This is a genomic window from Clostridium beijerinckii, from assembly GCF_008705175.1.
Taxonomy (GTDB): domain Bacteria; phylum Bacillota; class Clostridia; order Clostridiales; family Clostridiaceae; genus Clostridium; species Clostridium beijerinckii.
The window spans coordinates 1,210,813-1,235,398 of the sequence record NZ_CP043998.1; the positions used below are offsets into that span (position 1 = coordinate 1,210,813).

The 24,586-nt window shown below is 30.3% G+C and carries 21 protein-coding genes and 1 riboswitch; all 21 genes read left to right on the forward strand.

Annotated features, from left to right (window positions below):
• The first annotated feature begins 230 nt into the window (after positions 1-230).
• Positions 231-662, forward strand: coding sequence for an NfeD family protein (locus F3K33_RS05480; RefSeq protein WP_011968388.1), 432 nt, complete (start codon positions 231-233; stop codon positions 660-662).
• A 3-nt stretch (positions 663-665) separates the two neighbouring features.
• A complete protein-coding gene (locus F3K33_RS05485; protein WP_023973465.1) occupies positions 666-1,613 on the forward strand; it encodes an SPFH domain-containing protein in 948 nt (315 codons plus the stop codon).
• Positions 1,614-1,977: 364 nt separating this feature from the next.
• Positions 1,978-2,796, forward strand: a complete 819-nt coding sequence (locus F3K33_RS05490) for an EcsC family protein (RefSeq protein ID WP_039770448.1) — start codon at positions 1,978-1,980, stop codon at positions 2,794-2,796.
• Between the two features lie 185 nt (positions 2,797-2,981).
• Positions 2,982-3,497, forward strand: coding sequence for a methyl-accepting chemotaxis protein (locus F3K33_RS05495; RefSeq protein ID WP_017210874.1), 516 nt, complete (start codon positions 2,982-2,984; stop codon positions 3,495-3,497).
• Positions 3,498-3,646: 149 nt separating this feature from the next.
• A complete protein-coding gene (locus F3K33_RS05500) occupies positions 3,647-4,480 on the forward strand; it encodes an amino acid ABC transporter substrate-binding protein (protein WP_023973463.1) in 834 nt (277 codons plus the stop codon).
• 348 nt (positions 4,481-4,828) lie between these two features.
• Complete coding sequence (locus F3K33_RS05505; protein ID WP_039770446.1) at positions 4,829-5,470, forward strand: amino acid ABC transporter permease; 642 nt, start codon at positions 4,829-4,831, stop codon at positions 5,468-5,470.
• Between the two features lie 15 nt (positions 5,471-5,485).
• Positions 5,486-6,172 carry an amino acid ABC transporter ATP-binding protein gene (locus tag F3K33_RS05510; RefSeq protein ID WP_023973461.1) on the forward strand — a complete coding sequence of 229 codons (687 nt, stop codon included), beginning with the start codon at positions 5,486-5,488 and terminating at the stop codon, positions 6,170-6,172.
• 266 nt (positions 6,173-6,438) lie between these two features.
• Entirely contained in the window at positions 6,439-6,606 is a 168-nt protein-coding gene (locus tag F3K33_RS05515) for a zinc-ribbon domain-containing protein (protein ID WP_023973460.1), read from the forward strand.
• 510 nt (positions 6,607-7,116) lie between these two features.
• Positions 7,117-10,863 carry a phosphoribosylformylglycinamidine synthase gene (locus F3K33_RS05520; protein ID WP_039770444.1) on the forward strand — a complete coding sequence of 1,249 codons (3,747 nt, stop codon included), beginning with the start codon at positions 7,117-7,119 and terminating at the stop codon, positions 10,861-10,863.
• A gap of 429 nt (positions 10,864-11,292) precedes the next feature.
• A complete protein-coding gene (gene purE, locus F3K33_RS05525) occupies positions 11,293-11,772 on the forward strand; it encodes a 5-(carboxyamino)imidazole ribonucleotide mutase (RefSeq protein WP_017210869.1) in 480 nt (159 codons plus the stop codon).
• Positions 11,772-12,479: a phosphoribosylaminoimidazolesuccinocarboxamide synthase gene (gene purC, locus F3K33_RS05530; RefSeq protein ID WP_011968398.1), complete on the forward strand. Its 708-nt coding sequence runs from the start codon at positions 11,772-11,774 to the stop codon at positions 12,477-12,479. Before purE ends, purC begins: the two co-directional genes overlap by 1 nt.
• 257 nt (positions 12,480-12,736) lie before the next feature.
• Positions 12,737-14,152 carry an amidophosphoribosyltransferase gene (gene purF / locus F3K33_RS05535; RefSeq protein ID WP_039770442.1) on the forward strand — a complete coding sequence of 472 codons (1,416 nt, stop codon included), beginning with the start codon at positions 12,737-12,739 and terminating at the stop codon, positions 14,150-14,152.
• Positions 14,153-14,221: 69 nt separating this feature from the next.
• Entirely contained in the window at positions 14,222-15,223 is a 1,002-nt protein-coding gene (gene purM / locus F3K33_RS05540) for a phosphoribosylformylglycinamidine cyclo-ligase (RefSeq protein ID WP_011968400.1), read from the forward strand.
• Complete coding sequence (purN, locus tag F3K33_RS05545) at positions 15,211-15,822, forward strand: phosphoribosylglycinamide formyltransferase (RefSeq protein ID WP_039770439.1); 612 nt, start codon at positions 15,211-15,213, stop codon at positions 15,820-15,822. Before purM ends, purN begins: the two co-directional genes overlap by 13 nt.
• Before the next feature lie 13 nt (positions 15,823-15,835).
• Positions 15,836-17,344, forward strand: a complete 1,509-nt coding sequence (gene purH, locus F3K33_RS05550) for a bifunctional phosphoribosylaminoimidazolecarboxamide formyltransferase/IMP cyclohydrolase (protein ID WP_039770437.1) — start codon at positions 15,836-15,838, stop codon at positions 17,342-17,344.
• Positions 17,345-17,759: 415 nt separating this feature from the next.
• Positions 17,760-19,010, forward strand: coding sequence for a phosphoribosylamine--glycine ligase (gene purD / locus F3K33_RS05555; RefSeq protein WP_039770435.1), 1,251 nt, complete (start codon positions 17,760-17,762; stop codon positions 19,008-19,010).
• Positions 19,011-19,251: 241 nt separating this feature from the next.
• A riboswitch (cyclic di-GMP riboswitch) is annotated at positions 19,252-19,334 on the forward strand.
• A gap of 360 nt (positions 19,335-19,694) precedes the next feature.
• Complete coding sequence (locus tag F3K33_RS05560; protein ID WP_017210862.1) at positions 19,695-19,997, forward strand: hypothetical protein; 303 nt, start codon at positions 19,695-19,697, stop codon at positions 19,995-19,997.
• 785 nt (positions 19,998-20,782) lie between these two features.
• Complete coding sequence (locus F3K33_RS05565) at positions 20,783-21,151, forward strand: BlaI/MecI/CopY family transcriptional regulator (RefSeq protein WP_077304961.1); 369 nt, start codon at positions 20,783-20,785, stop codon at positions 21,149-21,151.
• Between the two features lie 4 nt (positions 21,152-21,155).
• Positions 21,156-23,465 (forward strand): M56 family metallopeptidase, encoded by a 2,310-nt coding sequence (locus tag F3K33_RS05570; RefSeq protein WP_039770433.1) that lies wholly within the window; start codon positions 21,156-21,158, stop codon positions 23,463-23,465.
• A 190-nt stretch (positions 23,466-23,655) separates the two neighbouring features.
• A complete protein-coding gene (locus tag F3K33_RS05575; protein ID WP_244620235.1) occupies positions 23,656-24,096 on the forward strand; it encodes a nucleotidyltransferase domain-containing protein in 441 nt (146 codons plus the stop codon).
• Positions 24,080-24,538, forward strand: a complete 459-nt coding sequence (locus F3K33_RS05580; protein WP_039770428.1) for a HepT-like ribonuclease domain-containing protein — start codon at positions 24,080-24,082, stop codon at positions 24,536-24,538. Before F3K33_RS05575 ends, F3K33_RS05580 begins: the two co-directional genes overlap by 17 nt.
• Positions 24,539-24,586: the final 48 nt, after the last annotated feature.

Sequence of the window (24,586 nt, forward strand, 5' to 3'; positions counted from 1 at the left end):
ATTTTGCTTAGTAAACATAAACATATCCTAATAATTATATACTAACATGTTTGTGAAATCAAAAAAAGATAAAAGGTATAAAATAACTCTTTTTGAGTTAATAAATATCTTGAAATATTCATAAATGTACTGTATAATATAAAATAAGATTACAAATTCAAGTATGTATGTAAAAATTGGACAGTAAATCTTAGAACTAATATTATAATGTTTTTAAGGAGGGAAGTTGTATGGGGGCGGCAGTTTTTTGGTTAGTTATAGCTATATGCGTATTTGCAATAGATATTTTAACTAGTAATTTTTGTTTTACACTATTCGCAGTAGGTGCTGTCGTAGCTGCAGTGTGTGGAGTAATGGAAGTGCCATTTATAATTCAAATAATAGTATTTTCTGTACTAAATATAATATCATTTGCAGTTGGATACCCGTTACTCAAGAAAAAATTTAAAGCAGCAAACGAAAGAATACCACTAATGGAAGAAACATATGTAGGAAAAATTATGATAAGCGAAAAAGAGATTATAGATAAAGCCCAAGTTAAAGTTGGTGGAGAATATTGGACTGTAATAAATGAAGGCGATATTATTCACAAAGGGGACAAGTTTACTATCAAAGGAATAGAAGGTATAAAATTAAAAATTGAAAAGGTTCAGGAGGACTAGATTATGAGTGTTATTATAATTTTAGGGGTTATTTTACTATTAATATTAATAGTAGTTATCTCATCAATTAAGGTTGTAAATACAGGGCATTTATATGTTGTAGAAAGATTTGGACAATTCCATAGAGTATTGGAACCAGGATTACATTTTATTGTGCCATTTGTAGATTTTGTTAGAAGAAAGGTTTCTACAAAACAACAAATTTTAGATGTGGAGCCACAATCGGTTATAACTAAAGATAATGTTAAAATATTAGTAGACAATGTTATATTTTATAAGGTATTGAATGCAAGAGATGCAGTTTATAATATTGAAAGTTTTCAATCAGGTATTGTATACTCAGCTACAACTAATATGAGAAATATCTTAGGTAATATGTCATTAGATGAAATTTTATCAGGAAGAGATAGTATAAATCAAGATCTTTTAAGCATTATTGATGAAGTTACTGATGCTTATGGAATAAAGATACTTTCAGTTGAAATTAAAAATATAGTTCCACCAGCTGAAATCCAACAAGCAATGGAAAAGCAAATGAAAGCTGAAAGAGATAAGAGAGCTATGATTCTTCAAGCAGAAGGTTTGAGACAATCTCAAATAGAAAAAGCAGAAGGAGAAAAACAAGCTAAGATCTTATCAGCAGAAGCAGAAAAGCAAGCAAATATAAGAAGAGCAGAAGGTTTAAAAGAATCTCAGCTACTAGAAGCAGAAGGTAAAGCAAAGGCTATAGAACAAATAGCGATTGCAGAATCTCAAGCTATAAGAAAAGTAAATCAAGCTATTATTGAGTCTGGAACAAATGAAACTGTTATAGCATTAAAGCAAGTTGAAGCACTTAAAGAAATGGCTAACAGTCCAGCAAACAAGCTTATATTACCAAATGAGACTTTATCATCTCTTGGGAGTATAGCTGCAATTGGAGAAATGCTAAAAGGATCAGGAAAGAAATAATAAACTAAATACACTTAAAAGAGAGCAAGATAATTGCTCTCTTTTAGGTAGTGAACCAAAATCTTTGATTTTGTGTGAATCAATTAAGAAGGCATCTCGAATTTATGATTCGATGATGGTCGCTTGCTCTGTGAGCACTCAGTGAACGAAAGTGAGTCAAGTTTCATCTAAGTAGAGAAACAATGTAGAGCGTGCAAATTTTAATTTATTTGCTTGAACTTTTACATATTTAATATATATTATTTTAGGTAAATCAATTAATTATGTTTGAAATACCGTTTTTGGTGCAATTATTATATTATATAAGTAGGTTAATTAAGTACAGTAATTTATTATTTATAGAAGGGATTCGGTATAGCTGCGCATGGATTATAGGGATAAAAGAAAAGAAAGAATACTAAATAGTCAAATGAAAAAGTTAATAAAAAGAGAAGACAAGTTCTTTTATAAAAAAGAAAATGAATATATAAAAAATAAGATATTACCTGTAAAAGAGCAATTAGAAGAAAAAATTCCGAAAAATATGATAGAAACTTTTGAGAAAGCATTTGAAAAGGGATTTTATTATGTTTTTGAAAAAGGTACTACAGTAATAGAGAAAAGTTACAACTCAGAGAAAATTAAAAATGAAGCAGATATAGATGAATATATTTTATCTAAGCAGATGAATAACAAAAATTTAAGCAGAATAGATAAAAGAGTGAAAAAAGGTGTGCTTATAAATAAAGGGATCACAGCAGCCGAAGGGACATTACTTGGTATATTAGGAATTGGAATACCGGATATACCCGTGTTTATTGGAGTAATATTAAAAACTGTGTATGAGATTTGTGTGAATTATGGATTTGATTATAAGTCTAAAAGTGAAAAGGCATTTATATTAAATATAATTTGTGCAAGTTCTATAAAAACAGATGAAAAAATTCTATACTCAAATGAAGTGGATAGAATTGCTTATAGTATTGAAAATAATCATGACCTTAAGGTTGATATAAATGAATTAATTGAGTCAGCTTCAAAATGTTTATCTGAAAATATAGTTGTATCAAAAGTTATTCAGGGGATACCGATAGTTGGAGTATATGGTGGAATATCAAATTATAGATTATTAGCTGATATAAGCGAAGTGGCAAGTATAAAATATAAAAAAAGATTATTATCTAAATTGAAAAATACTCTTTAGCTTAGATGAACTTGTTGCGTTTAAGTGTGCCTCAATTTCATTATTGAAAGATTAGCAAAAAAATATTAATATAGACTATATATGTTGCAATTCACAATTACGGCTAAAATTCTTGTAACATTTTTAGAATTATGATGAAGGATTATTTGTGTAATATATATTATAAAACAAATTGAGGTGAAGAAATGAAAAAGAAAAATATAATGAGCTTTATACTTTTATTAATACTTTCTTTTTCTTTAATTGGTTGTAATCTTAAAGATGATTATATACTTCAAACAAAAGAAGATACAGATGAAAAGCCATCTGCAGATAAGGTTAATGAAGTTTTTGAATCAGATAAGATGAAAGAATTAATGGATAAATTAAAGTCTAACCCTAAGGAAATTTCTGATAAAGTTAATGAAGTAGATAGTGATACTACACGTGTAATGAAAGAATTAAATGATAAAGCAGATGAATTAACGGACGAGCTCAATAATGCTGATTTTGAAGGAAAAAGTGAAGATATTAAAAATAAATTTGATGATATATCTAATAAATTAGATGAAATTAAAGATAATGTTGATGATGCAAAAGATAGAGCAGATACATTTAAGGATCCAATTGATAAAAAGCAAGTAACAGATACAGTAGATGAATTTACATCACATATGAATAACCTTGAAAGAGCGATAGATAGAATAGCAACCACTAGATAAAATTTATAATTCTAAGTTTTTTACAGGTATGATAGGCGTAATACAGCATCTGTTATGCCTGTTATAATTTAGAATATAAAAAATACTTGATTCTTTTGCTTTAGTATGATAAAGTGATAAATAGAAAGTGATGTAGGGGGTTAGTACATATGAAAATAAATAGTTTAATAAAAAAATTAACAGTAGCTGCCATCATAGCTACATTAGGAGTAAGCTTGGTTGCATGCGGTGGAAATGCTAATAAGTCATCAGAATCAAAGGCAGCAAAAAGTGCATTAGATAAAGATGAATTAGTAATAGGTTTAGATGATACTTTTGTTCCAATGGGATTTAAGAATGAGAACGGGGAAATAGTTGGATTTGACGTTGATTTAGCAAATGCAGTAGGTAAAAAACTTAATAAGAAGGTGAAATTTCAATCAATTGATTGGAGTATGAAAGAAACTGAACTTAACAACGGTAATATAGATTTAATATGGAATGGATATTCAATTACTGATGAAAGAAAGGAAAAAGTTGAATTTTCAAAACCATATTTAAGTAATACACAAGTTATAGTAACATTAGCAGATTCTACTATTAAATCTAAAAATGATTTAGCAGGTAAAAAAGTTGGTGCTCAAAATGGATCTACAGCAGTAGATGCAGTTGAAGCAGCTGGTGATATTGAAAAATCTTTTGATGGCGGAAAGCTTGTTACATTTGAAGATAATAATGCAGCATTAATGGACTTAGAAGCAAAGAGATTAGATGCAATTGTTGTAGACGAGATTTTAGCAAGATATTATATGAAAGCAAGAGGAGAAGAGAAATATAAAATCTTAACTGAGAATTTTGGAAGTGAAGAGTACGGTGTTGGAATTAAAAAAGGTGATACTAAATTTGTAGAAGCTTTTAACAAAGCTTTAGATGAAGTTATTTCTGATGGAACTGCAGCAGACATATCAAAGAAATGGTTCGAACAAGATATAATCCTTAAATAGTGTTAATTAGATAATTATAAACTTAATTTATTAGAATTTTATGAAGTTAATATTATAAATAAAATTTACTAAATTAACTAGTTAGAAATATAAATACTGATGGTGAATAATAAGTGATGAAATTATAAAAGAATTTCTTTTTGGAAATTTAAAAGTGATTTCATCCATCACTCTTAATTGTTCTTTATTAACATTTGATTGGAATGTGGCCTGGCCACTTTTTATTCTTTAGGAGATTATATTATTGGACAATCTATAGATAACTTTTAGAAGTATTAAAAACACACAGTCTGCGAAGCAGATTATTTTACGCATAAATAATTTGAAAATAAAGAGGAGGAAATAACTTTGAGTTATATTTTAGAGATAATGCCTCAAGTATTAGAGGGATTAAAAGTCACATTAGAAATTTTTGTACTTACATTAGTATTATCTATTCCATTAGGAGTAATAGTAGCTGTAATGAGGACATCTAAATCTCTAATACTTAAGCAAATAAGTGGAATATATATTCTTATAATGAGAGGTACTCCTCTGTTATTACAAATTATTGTGATTTTCTTTGGACTTCCTCTAGTAGGGGTCAGCTTTGATAGATTTCCAGCAGCAATTTTAGCATTTACTTTAAATTATGGAGCTTATTTTGGAGAAATATTTAGAGCAGGTATAGAATCTATAGATAATGGACAAGTTGAAGGGGCTAAAGTTTTAGGGTTAAGTTCGAGACAAACGTTTTTTAGAATAATACTTCCTCAAGCATTTAAAACAGTAATACCACCAGTTGCAAATGAAATAACAACTTTAGTGAAGGATACTTCACTAGTTTATGTAGTGGGTATGGATGAGTTACTAAAGATAGGTAAAACTGCTGCTAATAGAGATGTTTCGTTATTACCTCTTTTAATAGTTGGTGCTGTTTACTTAGTAGTAATAGCAATTTTCAGTCAAATATTAAAGAAAATTGAAGATAAGTATGACTATTATAAATAGTGTGGAGGAGATTATATGCTTAAAGTAAGTAATTTGAAAAAGAGATTCGGAAATACAGAAGTTTTAAAAGGTGTTAATCTTCATATAAAAAAAGGTGAAATATTAGTTGTCGTTGGAAATTCAGGTGGCGGAAAGACAACTTTACTTAGATGTGTAAATGAATTGGAACATTGTGATGAAGGCGATATAGAAGTTAACGGAAAAGTTTTATGTAAAAATGGTAAGTATGTAGATAAAAATGCGTTAAAAGAAATAAGAAAAGATATAGGATTAGTATTTCAAAATTTTAACTTATTTCCGCATATGAGTGTTTTAGAAAATCTTATTGAAGCACCACAAAAGGTGTTAGGATGGTCAAAAGAAGAAGCAATAAAGAAAGCAGAAGAAACTTTAGGTTTCTTAGACTTGTTAGGAAAGAAAAATAACTATCCATTTGAATTATCTGGTGGTCAAAAACAAAGAGTTGCTATTGGAAGAGCATTAGTGCTTGAACCTAAAATAATGTGCTTTGATGAGCCAACTTCTGCACTAGATCCAGGACTAACTGGAGAAGTTGCAAATTTAATAAAGCGTTTAAGTGAAAAAGGCATGAGTATGATGATTATAACTCATGATATGGACTTTGCTAAAAAAGTGTCAGATAGAATAGTATCAATGGATGCTGGAAAATTGCAAGAGGGTCTAATGTTCGAAGAAGAGTAGCTATATTAGGATTGAGGTTGAATTAAACCTCAATTTTTTTAACAAATTATATATAAGTTAATAAAAGTTTTGATATATTATAAATTGAGAAGGTTTAAATTTAACAATTTAATTATAAGAATTAGTGTTGAAATATGTGGCAAAGTGTGGTATTATAAGAATGTAAGATAATTCAAGATTTAATCAATACTGTACATTCGCCTCTGTTTCAGAGATTGGGTCTAGGTATCAGGTTATAATCTTTGGAAAAAGGGAGGATTTTTATAATGGAAGATAGAACTTTAGTATGTAAAGATTGTGGAAAGGAATTTGTTTTCACAGTTGGAGAACAAGAATTCTACAAAGAAAAAGGATTTGATAACGATCCAGTTAGATGTCCTGATTGTAGAAGAGCTAGAAAGCAACAAAGAAACAACAGAAACTTCGACAGATAGTAAGTTGTTGAGTCATAAGAGAAATCTTATGACTCTTTATTTTTTATATAGAAAAATAAATTTTTAGACGCAGATAATTATAGGATTGATAGAAAACACTATAATTATCTGCGTCTTTTTTTCAACATAGATTATGTTGAAATTGATTCTTTATACTATAAAAATGTGCACTATTCTAAGAAAAAAGAAAAAATGCTTTATAATACATAAAAATATATATTAAACAAACAAAATACGAACTATATAAAAATAATATAAATATATAGTTCGTAAAAACATAAATTAAATGAAAATTTAACATAAAATAGGTTGACAACATACGTGTTGAATGATAATCTTATGGTATCGATACGAAAGTTAGTAGAGTGTTATCGGAAAACATTCGCCATTACGAAGGTGTAGTGAGTAGGTAAATGAAAAAAATAACAAGTATAATATACAAGTATATTGACGAGGTATTTTTTGAATGCACCTAGGCTAAATCTCATAATATTTTTTGGAGGAATTAAAATGTTAAATATTAGAAGCGTATTCGTTGAAAAGAAAAAAGGATTTAATGTAGAAGCTCAAAGTTTATTAAATGATTTTAGAGATAACTTAGGAGTAACTGGATTAGAAGACGTAAGACTTGTTAATAAATATATAATATCAGATATACCTGAAGAATATTATAATAAGGCTTTACATACAATTTTTTCTGAAGCAACAGTAGATGTAGTTTACGAATCAGAATTACCAATGAATGAAGGAGAAGTAGCTTTTGGTGTAGAATATTTGCCAGGTCAATACGATCAAAGAGCAGATTCAGCTTCAGAATGTCTAGCTCTATTAACAGCAGAAGACAAGGTTGAAATAAAATCAGCTAAAGTAGTATTATTAAAAGGAAACCTTTCAAAAGATGATATTGAAAAAATTAAGAAATATTATATAAACCCAGTCGATTCAAGGGAAGTAGATATAAATAGCAAAGATTTATCATCACTTTCAAACATACCTAAAGATGTACAAATCTTAGATGGATTTACCAGCAAGACATTGGATCAATTAAAAGAATTTCATAGTGGACAAGGTTTGGCTATGAGTATTGATGATCTTCTTATGATTCAAGATTATTTCAAAGGAGAGAAAAGAGATCCAAGTATAACTGAAATTAAAGTTATAGATACATACTGGTCAGATCACTGTAGACATACAACATTCTCAACTATATTAGAAGATATCCAAATTGAAGATAATAAATATACAGCTCCAATAAAAGCAAGTTATGAAGGTTATATAAAATCTAGATCATATGTTTATGGCGAGAAAGAAAAGAATAAAACTCTTATGGATATGGCAGTAATTGCTATGAAAGAACTTAGAAAAAGAGGAAAACTTGAAGATCTAGATATTTCCGAAGAAATAAATGCTTGTTCAATTAACGTGAAAATTGAAACTGATAAAGGCATGGAAGATTACTTAGTAATGTTCAAGAATGAAACACATAACCATCCAACAGAAATTGAACCTTTTGGTGGAGCAGCAACATGTCTTGGTGGAGCTATAAGAGATCCACTATCAGGAAGAACTTACGTATATCAAGCAATGAGAGTTACAGGAGCAGCAGATCCAACAGTTCCAGTTGAAGATACATTAGAAGGGAAACTTCCTCAAAGAAAGATAACACTTGGAGCAGCTCATGGATATAGTTCATATGGAAATCAAATTGGTCTTGCAACAGGTCAAGTTGAAGAAGTATATCATCCAAACTATGCAGCAAAGAGAATGGAAGTTGGAGCAGTTATTGCAGCAGCACCTAAGGAAAATGTGGTAAGAGAAGAACCAGCTTTAGGAGATGTTATTATCTTACTTGGTGGTAGAACTGGAAGAGACGGTGTTGGAGGAGCTACAGGTTCATCTAAGGAACATACAGTAGATTCACTTAATGAATGTGGAGCAGAAGTTCAAAAAGGAAATGCACCTACTGAAAGAAAGCTTCAAAGATTATTTAGAAATTCTAAAGTAGCAAAGATGATTAAGAGATGTAATGACTTTGGTGCAGGTGGAGTTTCAGTTGCAATTGGAGAACTTTGCAGAGGATTAGATATAGATTTAGATAAAGTTCCAAAGAAATATGAAGGTCTAGATGGAACAGAACTTGCGGTTTCAGAATCACAAGAAAGAATGGCAGTAGTTGTTAAGAAAGAAGATGCAGATGAATTTATAAGACTTTCAAACGATGAAAACTTGGAAGCCAATTTAGTTGCACATGTTACTGATACAGATAGACTTAGATTATTCTGGAGAGGTAAAAATATAGTTGATTTAAAGAGAATATTCTTAGATACAAATGGTGCAACTCAAAAGACAAATGTTACAGTTAAAGCTCCAGTTGATTATCCATATGTAGTAGCAGATATTGATGTTAAAGAAGAATGGATAAATAATTTAAGAAAATTAAATGTATCATCTCAGCAAGGATTATCAGAAAGATTTGATGCAACAATAGGACATGGAACAGTACTTATGCCATTTGGTGGTAAGTATGCAAAGACTCCAGCAGAAGGAATGGCAGCTAAAATCCCAGTTCTAGATGGAGAAAGTGCAGATGCTACATTAATGACATTTGGATTTAATCCAGAATTAGGTACTTGGAGTCCATATCATATGGCATACTATGCAGTAATTGAAAGTATATCAAAACTTGTAGCTATGGGTGGAGATTACAGAAAAGCTAGGCTTACATTCCAAGAGTATTTTGAAAGATTAGGATCAGAAAGCTCTAGATGGGGAAAACCATTTGCAGCATTGCTTGGTGCATATGAAGCTCAAATGGCATTTGAAACAGCAGCAATCGGTGGTAAGGACTCAATGTCAGGAAGTTTTGGAGATTTAGATGTACCTCCAACATTAGTATCATTTGCTGTAGGAGTAGAAAAAGCTAGAAATATAATATCACCAGAATTTAAAGAAGCAGGATCAAGTTTAGTTTTACTTCAAACTGAAAAACTAGAAGATGGAACTATAAATTTAGATAAGATTAAGAAGAACTTAGACGTACTATATAACTTAATTCAAAGCGGAAAAGTAATTTCAGCATCTGCTGTTAAGTATGGTGGAGTTTCAGAAACTGTTACTAAAATGACACTTGGAAATAGAATTGGTGCAGAAATTGAAAACTTAACAAAGGATGAGCTATTTGGATTTAACTATGGAACTATAGTACTAGAAGTTAAGAATGGTGTTAATGTAGAAGAAGAATTCAAAGAGTGTTTATATAAAGAAGTTGGTAAGACAATAAGTTCAGCAGTTATAATTTCTAAGGAATATGATTTGAATTTAGATATAGAAGCTTTAGAAAAAACATACGAAGAAAAATTAAGCTCAGTATTTAAAATTAAAACTGAAGATGTAGAAGGAAAAGTAGAAACAGTTTTATATGATAAGAAATCAACACTTTCTCCAGCAATTAAAGTAGCTAAGCCAAAGGTTGTAATTCCAGTATTCCCAGGAAACAACTGTGAATATGACTGTGCAAGAGCATTTGAAAAAGAAGGAGCAGAAGTAACTCAAGTAGTATTTAGAAATATTACTAAAGAAGCACTTAATGAATCTATTGAAAGACTTGCAAAAGAAATAAGTACTGCTCAAATTCTTATGATTCCAGGAGGCTTCTCAGCAGGGGATGAACCAGATGGTTCAGGTAAATTCATTGCCAATGCTCTTAGAAATGAAAAGATAAGCAATAGCGTAATGGAATTACTTAAAAATAGAGATGGATTAGCACTTGGTATTTGTAACGGCTTCCAAGCGTTAATTAAATTAGGATTAGTACCATATGGCGAAATAGTTGATATTAAAGAAGATATGGCAACATTGACTTACAACAATATAAACAGACATATGTCTTCAATTATAAGTACAAAGGTTGTTTCAAATAAATCACCTTGGTTCAGTGAAGTTAATGTAGGAGATATACATTCAGTTGCAATCTCGCATGGTGAAGGAAGATTTGTTGCACCAGAAAGCTTAATTAAAGAATTAATTGCTAATGGTCAAGTGGCAACTCAATATGTTGACTTTGATGGAAATGTATCATTAAATATGCCGTTCAATCCAAATGGATCAATGTACGGAATAGAAGGTATAACAAGTCCAGATGGAAGAGTCTTAGGTAAGATGGCACATAGTGAAAGAATAGGAACAGATTTATATAGAAACATCCCAGGAGACTTTGATCAAAAGATCTTCAAAGCAGGAGTAGAATATTTTAAATAAAAGTTGAAAGTTAGCATTGCTTGCTGATTGCTAACTCTCAATTAGATGAAAGATGCAGAATATAAAAATAGTTATATATTTAAAAATTTAAATAGGTATATATGTAAGAAGTTAAATTTTTAAATATGTACAAAGTTAAGTATATAAATATTTAAAAAGATAAATATGAAGATATGTAAATAGATAAATATGTAAATATTTATAGTGATAATGCGGGTTACAGACATTTATAAGGAAACTCGACTCACATACGTTCGCTGAGTAAGTTCGAGAAACCAAATGTAAAAGCTCCAAGGAGAAAGTTCTGCTAACCAAATACAAAATTTGGAGCATCACTTTTTGGACTCTCACTTATAATGCGGGGGATAGCCCTTAAGAGAAATATATAAATGTATTAATAGGAACATTACAAAAACAGGAGGCTTAAAAATGCAGGTAGCAATATTTTTTGGAAGTAAATCAGACACAGAGGTTATGAGAGGAGCAGCAAATGCTTTAAAGGAATTTGGAGTAGAGTACAAAGCGTTTATACTTTCAGCTCATAGAGTACCAGAAAAATTAGAAGAAACATTAGAAGAAATTCAAGCTCAAGGATGTCAAGTTATTATAGCTGGAGCAGGGCTTGCAGCACATTTACCAGGAGTAATAGCATCAAAGACAATACTTCCTGTAATAGGAGTTCCAGTTAAGGCAGCTCTTGAAGGTGTTGATGCATTATATTCTATAGTACAAATGCCAAAGTCAATTCCAGTTGCAACTGTTGGTATAAATAACAGCTACAATGCAGGAATGTTAGCGGTTCAAATGTTATCAGTTAATAATGATGAATTAAAAAATAAATTAAAAGAATTCAGATTAAATATGAAGAAAAAATTCATTGAGGAAAATGCGGAAGGGGTAGAACTATAATGGAAAAATTAGAAATGTTATATGAAGGAAAAGCAAAGAAAATTTACGCAACAGATAAGGCTGATGAAGTAATTGTATATTACAAAGACGATGCTACAGCATTCAATGGAGAAAAGAAAGGCCAAATCGAAGATAAAGGTATAATGAATAATGCTATAACTTCAGTATTATTTGAAATATTAGAAAAAGCAGGAGTTAAAACTCATTTTATAGAGAAACTAAATGATAGAGAACAATTATGTAAAAAGGTTGAAATAGTTCCACTTGAAGTAATAGTGAGAAATGTTGCAGCAGGAAGCATGGCTAAGAGATTAGGTCTTGAAGAAGGATTTAAGCTTAAGACTACTGTATTTGAATTATCATATAAAGATGACTCACTAGGAGATCCATTAATAAATGATTATCATGCAGTTGGAATTGGTGCAACTACTTTTGAAGAATTAAAAGTAATCTATGATATGACAGCAAAAATTAATGACACTCTTAAAGCTGTATTTAAAGAACAAAACATAAACTTAATTGACTTTAAAGTTGAATTTGGTAGATGTGCTGATGGAACAATAGTTTTAGCTGATGAAATATCACCAGACACTTGTAGATTCTGGGATGCAACAACAGGAGAAAAATTAGATAAAGATAGATTCAGAAGAGACTTAGGTAATGTTAAAGATGCTTATGTTGAAATATTAAAGAGAATTTCTAAGTAGTATATATTTAGAATCAAATTTACTATAAAATTTATATTAGAATGCAATTAGCAATGCACAATGAGGGAACTAAGTTCACAGAGGAAGGTTGAGAATTCGTACATTAAGTCTTGAGTGTTATTTTGAATTCTCATTTCTCTGATGAAGTTTGATGAATTATGTGATTTAGAAGTCAAAAAAAATTTCATCCTTAATTGTGCATTAGTTCTCATGTATTTTAAGTTTTTCAAAAATAGATTAGTGAAAGGATTGTATAGATGAGTAATCCGAATTTTGAATTAATAATGGATCCAAGTAATGATAAATTTAAGGATGAGTGTGGGGTATTTGGAGTATATACTAATAAGCCAATAGATGTAGCATCAATGACTTACTATGGACTTTATGCTCTTCAACATAGAGGGCAGGAAAGTGCTGGAATTGCAGTAGCAGATGGTGAAAAAATTGACATACATAAAGGATTAGGTTTAATAACTGAAGCATTTAAGCAGGAAGATTTACAAAAGCTAAAAGGTCATATAGCTATAGGCCACGTAAGATATTCAACTGCTGGTGGAAAAGGCATTGAAAATGCTCAGCCAATACTCGTTTCATCAAAGATGGGACCAATAGCTATGGCTCATAACGGAACTTTAGTAAATGCAGATGTAATAAAAGAATTGCTTGAAGATGGAGGACAAATTTTCCATACTACAACAGATTCTGAAGTAATTGCATGTCTTATAGCAAGAAGCGCAAAAAAAGGTTTTGCAAAAGCAGTAGTTGATGCTATGTCAGCTGTTAGAGGTTCATTTGCATTAACTATTATGTCAAAGGATAGATTAATTGGGGCTAGAGATCCACATGGAATTAGACCGCTTTCATTGGGGAAAATTGAAGAAGGTTACATTCTAACTTCAGAAAGCTGCGCTTTAGATGCAATAGGTGCTGAATTTGTAAGGGATATAGAACCAGGAGAAATAGTTATAATAGACAGTGAAGGAATAAGTTCATATAGATATTCTGAAAATACTAAATGTCAGACATGTGCTTTTGAATATATATATTTTGCTAGACCAGACTCTAGAATTGATGGGCTTGAAGTTCATACAACAAGAGTTAAAGCAGGAGAACAGTTATATAAAGAGCATCCATTAGATGCAGATGTTGTTATAGCAGTTCCAGACTCTGGAATACCAGCAGCTATCGGATATGCAAAGGCTTCTGGTATACCTTATGATACTGGATTTATTAAAAACAGATACGTTGGAAGAACTTTTATATCGCCATCTCAAGAAATTAGAGAAAGAGCAGTTGCAGTAAAGTTAAATCCACTAAAATCAAACTTAGAAGGAAAAAGAGTTATACTTATTGATGACTCAGTAGTAAGAGGCACTACATCAAAACATTTAGTTGAATCACTTAGACGTGTAGGTGTAAAAGAAGTTAGTTTCTTACTAGCATCACCAAGTGTTAAGTATCCATGTTATTTTGGAATAGATACACCTTATAGAAGTGAGCTTGTTGCTGCTAATAATACTATAGAAGAGATTAGAGATATGATTGGAGCAGATTATTTAGGATATCTAAGTGAAGAAGGCGTTTATAAGAGCTGCGGTGATAGAGAAGAATTTTGTATGGGATGCTTTAATGGAGTTTACCCAGTTGCAACACCAGTAGAGAAAGAGATATAGACATCTAAGGCACATTCATCTATTGTTTTTTGAATATGTCAATAGCATTTTGAAAGGTGGAGTTAATAAATGATTACTTACAAAGAAGCGGGAGTTAACATAGAAGAAGGATATAAATCAGTTAAGCTTATAAAAGAATATGCAGCAAGAACTATGAGTCAATATGTTTTAAATGGTCTTGGAAGTTTTGCTGGGATGGTTGAATTACCATCAGGTTATGAAAAACCAGTTTTAGTTTCTGGAACTGATGGAGTAGGAACTAAGCTTGAAATCGCATTTAAGAACAAGAAGTACGATACAGTTGGTATTGACTGCGTAGCTATGTGCGTAAATGATATTTTATGCCATGGGGCAAAACCATTATTTTTCTTAGATTATATAGCTTGTGGGAAGCTTGAAGCTGAAGTTGCAGCAGATTTAGTTAAAGGTATATCGGATGGATGCGTTGATTCTGACTGTGCCTTAATTGGTGGAGAAACAGCTGAAATGCCTGGATTCTATTCAGATGGAGAATATGATATGGCTGGATTTGCAGTTGGTATAGCTGATAAAGATAAGATTATTAATGGAAGCAATATTAAAGATGGAGATAAGTTGATTGGTATAGCCTCTTCTGGAATACATTCTAATGGATATTCATTAATCAGAAAAGTATTCCCAGATTTAAATGAAGAATTTAATGGTGAAGAAGTATGGAAGACATTAATTACACCAACTAAGATTTATGTAAAACCAGTACTTAAATTGTTAGAAAGCTATGAGATTAAAGGTATGGCTCATGTTACAGGTGGTGGATTTATAGAAAATGTTCCAAGAATGTTTAATGGTGGGGACTTCACAGCTGTAATTAACAAAGATTCATATCCACTTCCAGCTATATTTGAAAGAATCATTGAAAAAGGTGTAGACAAGGAGCATATGTATAACACTTTTAACATGGGAATAGGGTTTGTTCTTGCTGTTAAAGATGAAGATGTGGAACCTATTATAAAGGCTTTAGTAGAAATGGGAGAAAAAGCTTATGAAATAGGATACGTAACATCTGGGGGTGAAGGTATTTGTTTAAAATAGCGGTCTTGGTTTCTGGGGGCGGAACAGACCTACAATCGGTAATAGATGCGGTTGAAAGTAACTATATGAATGTTAAGATAGAGATGGTTATAGGAAGCCGTGATAATATTTATGCTTTAGAGAGGGCTAAAAAGCATAATATAGATACTTTTGTTGTTAATAGGCGTGAATATGGTGAAGAATCCTCTAACAAGATCTTAGAATTAACAACGGGAAAGGTTGATTTAATAGTTCTTGCAGGATTTTTGGCAATTTTAGATGGGGAAATATTAAAGGAATTTGATAATAGAATTATAAACATTCATCCATCTTTAATTCCATCTTTTTGTGGACCTGGAATGTACGGATTAAAGGTTCATGAAGCCGTAATTAAAAGTGGTGTAAGATTTTCAGGATGTACAGTTCACTTTGTAAATTCTGAAGTTGATGGGGGTGCCATACTTCTTCAAGAAGTTGTGCCAGTTTATTTTGAAGATGATGCGGAAACTCTTCAAAAGAGGATTTTAGAAAAAGAACACGAAATATTACCTAAGGCAATTAAGTTAATTAGCGAAAATAAAATCAGAGTAATTGATGGTAGAGTCAAGATAGAAGAATAAAGGAGGCCTTTTCGTGAAAAAGAGAGCTTTAATAAGTGTATTTGATAAAGAGGGAGTTTTAGATTTTGCTAAATTTTTAGTATCTAAAGATGTTGAAATTGTATCAACAGGTGGAACTTATAAATATTTAAAGGAAAATGGATTAAATGTAATTGAAATCAATGAAGTTACTGATTTTCCTGAAATGTTAGATGGAAGAGTTAAAACACTTCATCCATTAGTTCATGCTGGAATATTAGCTATAAGAGACAATGAAGAACATATGAATACATTAAAAGGAAGAAATATTCATACTATAGATTATGTAGTTGTAAATCTATATCCATTCTTTGAGAAAGTTAAAGAAGATTTAGAATTTGAAGAAAAGGTTGAATTTATAGATATTGGTGGACCTACAATGCTTAGAGCAGCAGCTAAGAATTTTCAGGATGTTGTAGTAATTTCTGATAAGAATGACTATAAAGTTGTTATGGAAGAGATTGAAGCAGATGGAGAAACTTCTTATAAGACTAAGAAGAAATTAGCTGGTAAAGTATTTAATCTTATGAGTGCTTATGATGGGGCTATTTCAAACTTCTTATTAGCTGATGATGAAGAAGAATATCCAGAATATCTTTCAGTTTCATATAAGAAGATGCAAAGCCTTAGATATGGTGAAAATTCACATCAAACTGCAGCTGTTTACGCATCAACAATGCTTGATGGAGCTATGAATACTTTTGAAACATTAAATGGTAAGGAATTATCTTATAATAACTTTAAAGATGTTGATATAGCTTGGAAATGTGCTAATGAATTTGATGAACCAGCATGCTGTGCATTAAAACATAATACACCTTGTGGTGTTGCAATTGGAAAAGATTCTTATGAAGCGTATATGAAGGCATATGAAGTAGATCCAACTTCAATATTTGGAGGAATCATTGGATTTAATAGAAAAGTAGATAAGAAAACTGCTGAAGAAATGGTTAAAATTTTCTTAGAAGTTATAGCTGCACCAGAATATGATGAAGATGCTTTAGAAATTTTAAAAACTAAGAAGAATTTAAGAGTTCTTAAATTCCATAATACTCCAAAGGCAGATAAATATATGGTTACAGTTGATGGGGCAATGCTTGTTCAAGAGGAAGATAATAAATTAGTAGAAGAAATTAAATTTGTAACTGAAAAGAAACCAACTGATGAAGAAATGAATGATTTATTATTTGGAATGAAAGTAGTTAAATACGTTAAATCTAATGCTATAGTTGTTGCTCATAATGGAATAGCACTTGGAATTGGCGGTGGTCAAGTTAATAGAATCTGGCCAACAGAAGATGCTTTAAAGAGAGGAAAAGGAGCTACAATCCTTGCATCAGATGCTTACTTCCCATTTGGAGATGTTGCAGAGACAGCGGCAAAAGCTGGCATTAAAGCGATAATTCAACCAGGTGGATCTATTAGAGATCAAGAGTCAATAGACGTTTGTAACAAATATGGAATCTCAATGGTATTTACAGGATATAGACACTTCAAGCATTAATATAAATAAGTTATTTATATTAGGTAATTAAGCAATAAATTCTATATTAGATTGAAAATATATAATAAAAACCCTGTGTTTTTTTAAGTTAATTGTTATAGATAAACAAGTTATGAATTAGACTTATGCTTTGAAATGACTCCCACATTAGAAAGAAAGGGTACTCTTTTGTGCAGTGTTGCATCTGAGAATATGGCTGTAGGATTTCTTCATTAGAAGTTGTTCCATTTTTGCTTGTCCCAATCTTGTGTTGGGAGCATGCAGAAATGGACGCAACGTTTAATGTTAGAAATCCACAGTTATATTCTCTAAGACAACCAAAACAACAGAGTATCCTTTCTTTCGGTTGGTTATAACATAAGCTTTGAGTTTATACTGTTTATCTATAACGGAATATTATTTTGGAGGTATGTAAATGAAACTTCTTTTAATTGGTTCTGGTGGTAGAGAACATGCTTTGGCTTGGAAACTTGCAAAAAGTGAAAAAGTTGAAAAAATCTTTGTTGCTCCAGGTAACGGTGGGACTGCAATTGAAAATAAATGCGAAAATGTAAACATAACTGATATTGATGAATTAATTAAATTTGCTAAAGAAGAAATTATTGATCTTACAATAGTTGGGCCAGAAGATCCTTTAACAAAAGGAATTGTTAATAAGTTTAAAACAGAAGGATTAAAGATATTTGGACCAGCTGAAAATGGAGCAATGCTTGAAGGAAGTAAAAGCTTTTCTAAAGAATTTATGAAAAAGTATGGCGTTAAGACAGCAGAATACGAAACATTTACAGATGTCAATGAAGCGCTTAAATATTTAGATGTGTGTCCTTATCCAACAGTAGTTAAAGCAGATGGTCTCGCAGCAGGAAAAGGCGTTGCTATATGTGAAACTAAAGAAGAAGCAATAGACGCAGTAAAATCTTATATGGTAGATGATATCTTCAATGGAGCAGGCCAAAAAATAGTGATTGAAGAATTCCTAGAAGGTGTTGAAGCCTCAATTCTATCTATCACTGATGGGAAGACAATAATTCCATTCATATCAGGTAAAGACCATAAGCAGATATTTGATGGAGGTAAAGGACCAAATACAGGTGGAATGGGTGTATTAGCTCCAAATCCTTATGTGACAGAAGATGTGATGAAGGATTTCGAAGAAAATATCATGGCTAAGACTTTAATTGGTATTAGAGAAGAAGGCTTTGATTATAAAGGAATAATCTTCTTTGGTATCATGATTACTGCAAAAGGAACTTACCTTTTAGAATATAATGTAAGAATGGGAGATCCTGAAACACAATCAGTTCTTTATCTAATGGAAAGTGACTTAGTAGAAGTTATCGAAGCGGCATTAAGAGAAGAACTAGATAAAACCACAGTTAAGTGGGATAATGGTGTCTGCATAAATGTTGTTTTAGCATCTAAAGGATATCCAGGAGATTTTGTTAAGGGTTATGAGATAACAATTGATGAAAAAGTTAAAGATAAAGTATTCTTAGCAGGAGCTAAAGCAGAAGATGGAGTTTTAAAGACTAACGGTGGAAGAGTGCTATCAGTTATTGGTCTTGGAAAAACTCTAGAAGAAGCTAGAAAAGACGCTTACGAAAATATTAAATATGTCACTTTTGAAGGAGCATATTGTAGAAGTGATATAGGAACACATAAATAAATATATATTAAAGAAATGAGCTATTAGGTATTATTATGATTTTAGTCAATAATGCTTAATAGCTTATATATATTTCAAAAATAATCCGTTATCATAATTATAAAAATATTGTAAGAATTTTAGCCAGAATTGTGAATTGTAACATATATGTTGGAATTTAAAATTGCGTCATTTTATTCGCTATTTGTTCATTGATTCCTAATTGATTGCATGTTAAAATAATCATTAAATAGGAATATTATGTATATAAGGAAACTGCGATTCGAATATTTACTTGGGCACTTTATATTCGATGAGTTAATAGTGCAACCGACCTTTTTATTAAGGTCGGTCTTTTTTTTGCTGGCTCAAATATAGATAAGCCAATTATAAACTATATCTAGACTATGAAATATGTACTAACTAGAAATAAGAATTATGCTTTTGTGAAATGTTTCATTAGGAATTTGATGGTTCTGATTCTTAGATTGGAAGTTGTTCCAAGTATGCTAGTTCAAAGCTTGTCTTTGAAGCTAGCATCTTGGGTACAACTTGTAATCTTAGAATCATCCATCATAATTCCTTAGAAACTGGAACAACAGCATAATGCTTATTTCGGTGAGTTATATGCATAGGTTTAGATTTCACTTGGCATATCTATAAATAAGTATATAGATAATAAATTAAAATTGAGGTGCAATCTTTATGTTATTTTTTAATAGGTTAAAGAAATATGATGAACATGGGTTTGATTCAAAAGGAATTCATAAAAACGGTACAAAATTTAATGAAGAGGGTTTTGATAAAAAAGGGGTTCATAAAAATGGCACATATTTTAATACAGAAGGTTACAATATAGACGGGTACGATAAATATGGATATGATAAAGAAGGATATAATAGTGGAGGATATGACAGGCAAGGATATAACAAGATGGGATACAATATAAAAGGATATGATAGACAAGGGGAATTTTTAGAAACGAGATATAAATGGAAAGTGAAATAGAAAATAAAAATTTCTATATATTAATTCAATAATATATAATGCAAAAATAATTCTTCATAAAATTTCTGAAAATATTGCAATAATTCTAAGCATAATTGTGAAATGTGCATTGTGAATTGCAACATATATGTTTACTTAGCAGATTTATGAAAAATTCGTTGTAAAGTACTAATGCAGGGTTACATCTTCTCGCGCATGTTCTTAATTCATTAGGACAAGCAAAAGGAGACCAGCCCCGCATTAACTGTTTTTAACAGCTTATTTTTATGTACTCTTAGTTTTAATATAGATAACACAATCATAAACTATACTTGAACTAGGAAATATTTTCTAAATAGAAATGAGTAATATATTTTTGTGGAATGTTTCATTGGTAATTTTGATGGATGTGATTCTTTGGCTATAAGTTGTTCCAAATGTGCTAGTTCAAAAAGTGAGAATCGAAATTTCATATTTCGTTCTTCGAACTTTCTCTGTGAGCGCCTGTTCTTTGAGGCTAGCACTTTGGGTGCAACTTTATAGCCTTAGAATCACCCATCAGAATTACCTAGAAACTGGAACAAAAATATGTTATTCATTTCGGCGAGTTATATGCATAAGTTCAGGTCTTAGTCTATTTATTTATATTACAAGAATCCTAGGCATAATTGTGAATTGTAACATGCATATGCAATAAGTTTTTTATTAAAAATTCATAGGAATATATTGACATACAATTCTACAAGGTGTAGTATAAAAATATAAATACTACATCTTGTAGAATTATATAGAGGAGATGATTGAATATGAAGTTAGGGAAGATATCGGACGCTGAAATGGAGATAATGAAAATAATATGGAAAAAGAATGATCAAATTACTACAGCTGAGATTCTAGACGAGCTTCCAAAAGAAAATTCATGGAAGGTAACAACAATAATGACGCTGATATCAAGATTAACTGAAAAAGGAATTTTGAGTGTAACTAAAGTAGGAAAGTTAAATAATTATTTTCCTAAAATTACGGAAGAAGAATATAAGGCTATTCAAACTGATAATTTCTTAGAAGATATGCATAAGGGATCAGTTAAAAACTTTATGGCAACATTGTTTAATAATAAGAAAATAAGTAATAAGGATATTGCAGAGTTGAAAGAATGGCTCAAAGAGGTGTAGGCATATGGAGATTCTAAATTATATTCTGCAAATGTCACTAGCAGGCAGCGTTATGTTTTTAATACTTTGTTTATTTAGGCCATTTACTAAGAAAACTTTTAGTGCCACTTGGAATTATTATATGCTATTTATAACGCTTTTAATTTTTATTATACCTATTGGGAGTTTTGTTAAACTGCCTCAAATAGTGGAACATAAGAATTATTTATTTATGCAGGATGATACGAATACGGTGGTGCAGCAAAATTATGAAAAGATGCTGAAGAGCAACGATAAAAGTGATGAGATAAGAGTTTTGCAAGGGGATGGTACTCTCAAGCCTGTAAGCCAAAACCAAGTGGATTTAAAGCAGACAAGTATGATGCAAAAAATAATGAATAGAAATATGCTGCTTTATGCATGGATATTAGGTGCACTCATATTAGTAATTAAAGAGACATACGTATATATTTCTTTTTATAAAAAACTTAAAAGTGTAAGCGATATTGTTGATGATAAATCAATAATTGATGTTTTTGAAAACTGTAAGAAAAAATTAAATATATATAGGAAGATAATTCTAAAAGAATGCGGTGGCATTAAAAGTCCAATGATTACAGGAATATTAACACCTACTATCACAATTCCTAAGATGGACCACAATTTGGACAAGCTCGAAATAATACTGGATCATGAATTAATTCATTTTAAACGTAAAGATTTATGGGTGAAGGCAGCAGCACTTTTAGCAAATATAATCAATTGGTTTAATCCTATTGTTTATATTATTAGAAATAGGATAAATATAAATTGTGAGATGTCTTTAGATGAACAACTTATAAAGAATATGGATAAATCAAAAAGAAAATATTATGGAGAAATTATATTAGAGTTAATAGAATATTCTCAGAATAAATCCCTAAGCTTAGGGGCATCAGTTTGTAAAAGTAGGAAGGAGATTGAGACACGCTTGAAAAATATAGTGTTTTTTAAAAAGTCAAAAAAAATAGTTGTTTGTATTTCACTTATGGTAACTATGATTTTTACATCTACTAGTTTGCTTGCATCAAAAACTGTATTTGCTAGTAATGATAATGCACCTAAAAACGCTAAAACAACAGAATTTGCAGCGTTTGTATTAAATGATGGGCTATACATGTCTGAACTAAAAGAAAATAACCCAATTCTTCTTGATAAAAATGAAAAAATTAAATTGCCGAAAATATCTAAAGATGGATTATATGTTGCTTATACTAAAGAAGATGATTTATATATTTGCAATATAGAGACTCGTGAAGTAATTGAAGTAGCTAAAAATGTAGAGTCATATGATTGGAATAACTCAGGAAATTTAATTTGCTCTGCTAAAAATGAAGGTATGTCTATGTATAATACCAATACTAAAAAGTTAGTGGATATTATAAGCAATGAGTATGATTATTTTAATATCAATTGCGATAGTAAAAATAAGGTATATGCTAATAAACAGCTAGAAACTACTACAGACAAAGGGAAAACTATTAAATCAATAGGTATAATTAGCTATGATTTAGCTACTAAAGAAGAAAAGGTTGTTTTGGAAGGTAAAGAAGGAAATGATAAAGAGATTGGAGAGCAGTATACAGCATCTGAGTTATTTGAATCCATTGGATCAAGACCTAATGTTGAGAGGATATCAAGTGATGATAGATATATGTATATATGGAACAAACCTAATTCAGGCTCAATGTCAGCTGATATGACAGAATTTGCAGTATATGATCTTTTAAACAATAAATTTATAGAAAATAATAATATGATTGCATTAGCATATAAAGATAATATATCTCAAAACCCAGTAGATAGCAGCATGGTTGCTGTTAACAATGGCGAATATAGAGATATGTATAGTAATAAGGCGTTAGGAATTTTCGATATCAAAGCTAACAAATTTACAAGTTTAATTCCAGAAAATCAAGTATCAATGACACCGGATTATTCCAGTGATGGAAAGAATATAGTATATTCTGGAGCTGATGCCTTAAAAGATGACATATCACAAAGTTCGAAAAACTGGGAAAGTGAACCGCACTATATTTATCAAGTGAACACTGAAACAAAAGAAATAACTCAAATTACAAATAACAAATCATTTGATTTCATGCCAAAATATATATCAGAAAATCAAATATTATTTGTAAGAAAAGATGGCGATTCATTTAGTTTATGGAAGACAAAAGATGGAGTAGAAACTAAGCTTGCTGATTCTTTGAATTTTAGATCAACTTCTTATACAAATACTTGGTACTACGGTCATTATAAAACTGAAAATGTTATAGACGTATATAAAAAGTAAATATTTCATATATATGTTGAAAAAATAATACTTCATCATAAATTCTAAAAATATTACAAGAATTTTGGCCGTAATTGTGAATTGTGAAATGTGCATTGTGAATTGCAATATATATAGGTTCAATATGATAAAATACTCAATTGTATATAAATTGAGTATTTTATTATTTTAGTGATATAATTCTAAAGAGGTGATAATTTTGGCTGAATCATATTTTTTAAATGAATTAAAGAAAATTCAAAGTATCGTTTGTATTGCTGAATTTGGGAGCTATAGAACAGAGTATTGGAACAAAGATAGAAGTGACATAGACTTAGCTGTTGTAGTAAAACCAAAAGTTTCATTTATGGACACCTTAGACATTGAAGATAAAATCATAGAATTATCAAAGCAATATTATAACTACGATAATATACATTTGACATTTGTTTTATTTAAAGATTTTGGAAGTAAGTATGCAAGATTTGCAGTAGATAGTAATAATAAATATATTATTGATGAAGAATTATGGTATGATTTTCAGCATTATGTCTTAAAACATGCGAGGAACAATGCAAACTTTGAAAAAGTATTAAAAATAGATGAGCAATATAGTTATTTTGGAGGAATTACAGATGAGTCCTTACTTTAGATATAAAAAAGAAAAATTTTTAGAAAAATATAAAGCTGCCTATGATAATTTAGAAAATTTAAAGGAAGCTATAAATGAATATAAGAAATCCAATAACAAAATAATAAAAAGAGCTGTTATAGCTTATTTTCAAGATTTTGCGGAATATATAATTGACATGTGTGAGAGCTATATAATCATAAATGATGGGAAAATAAGTAGTTCAGCTTCGGCATTAAAGCTTATTGAAGAAGCTTCTGAAATTGGATTTTTTGATGAGACATTAAAAAAATATTTATCAGTAGTAGTTAAGTTGAGAAATAGGTATACTCATGATTATTATATTAGAGAAACAAGTGAAAGCGAAATAGAAAAGTTTTGCCTAGAAAAATTAGCATACTTTGAATTGTTCTTAGAGGAAAGCAAGGACAATGTTATATTAAAATATAGAGATAAAAAATAATATTTTTAGAAATCCACAACCAAATTCTCTAGAAACCGAAACAATGAG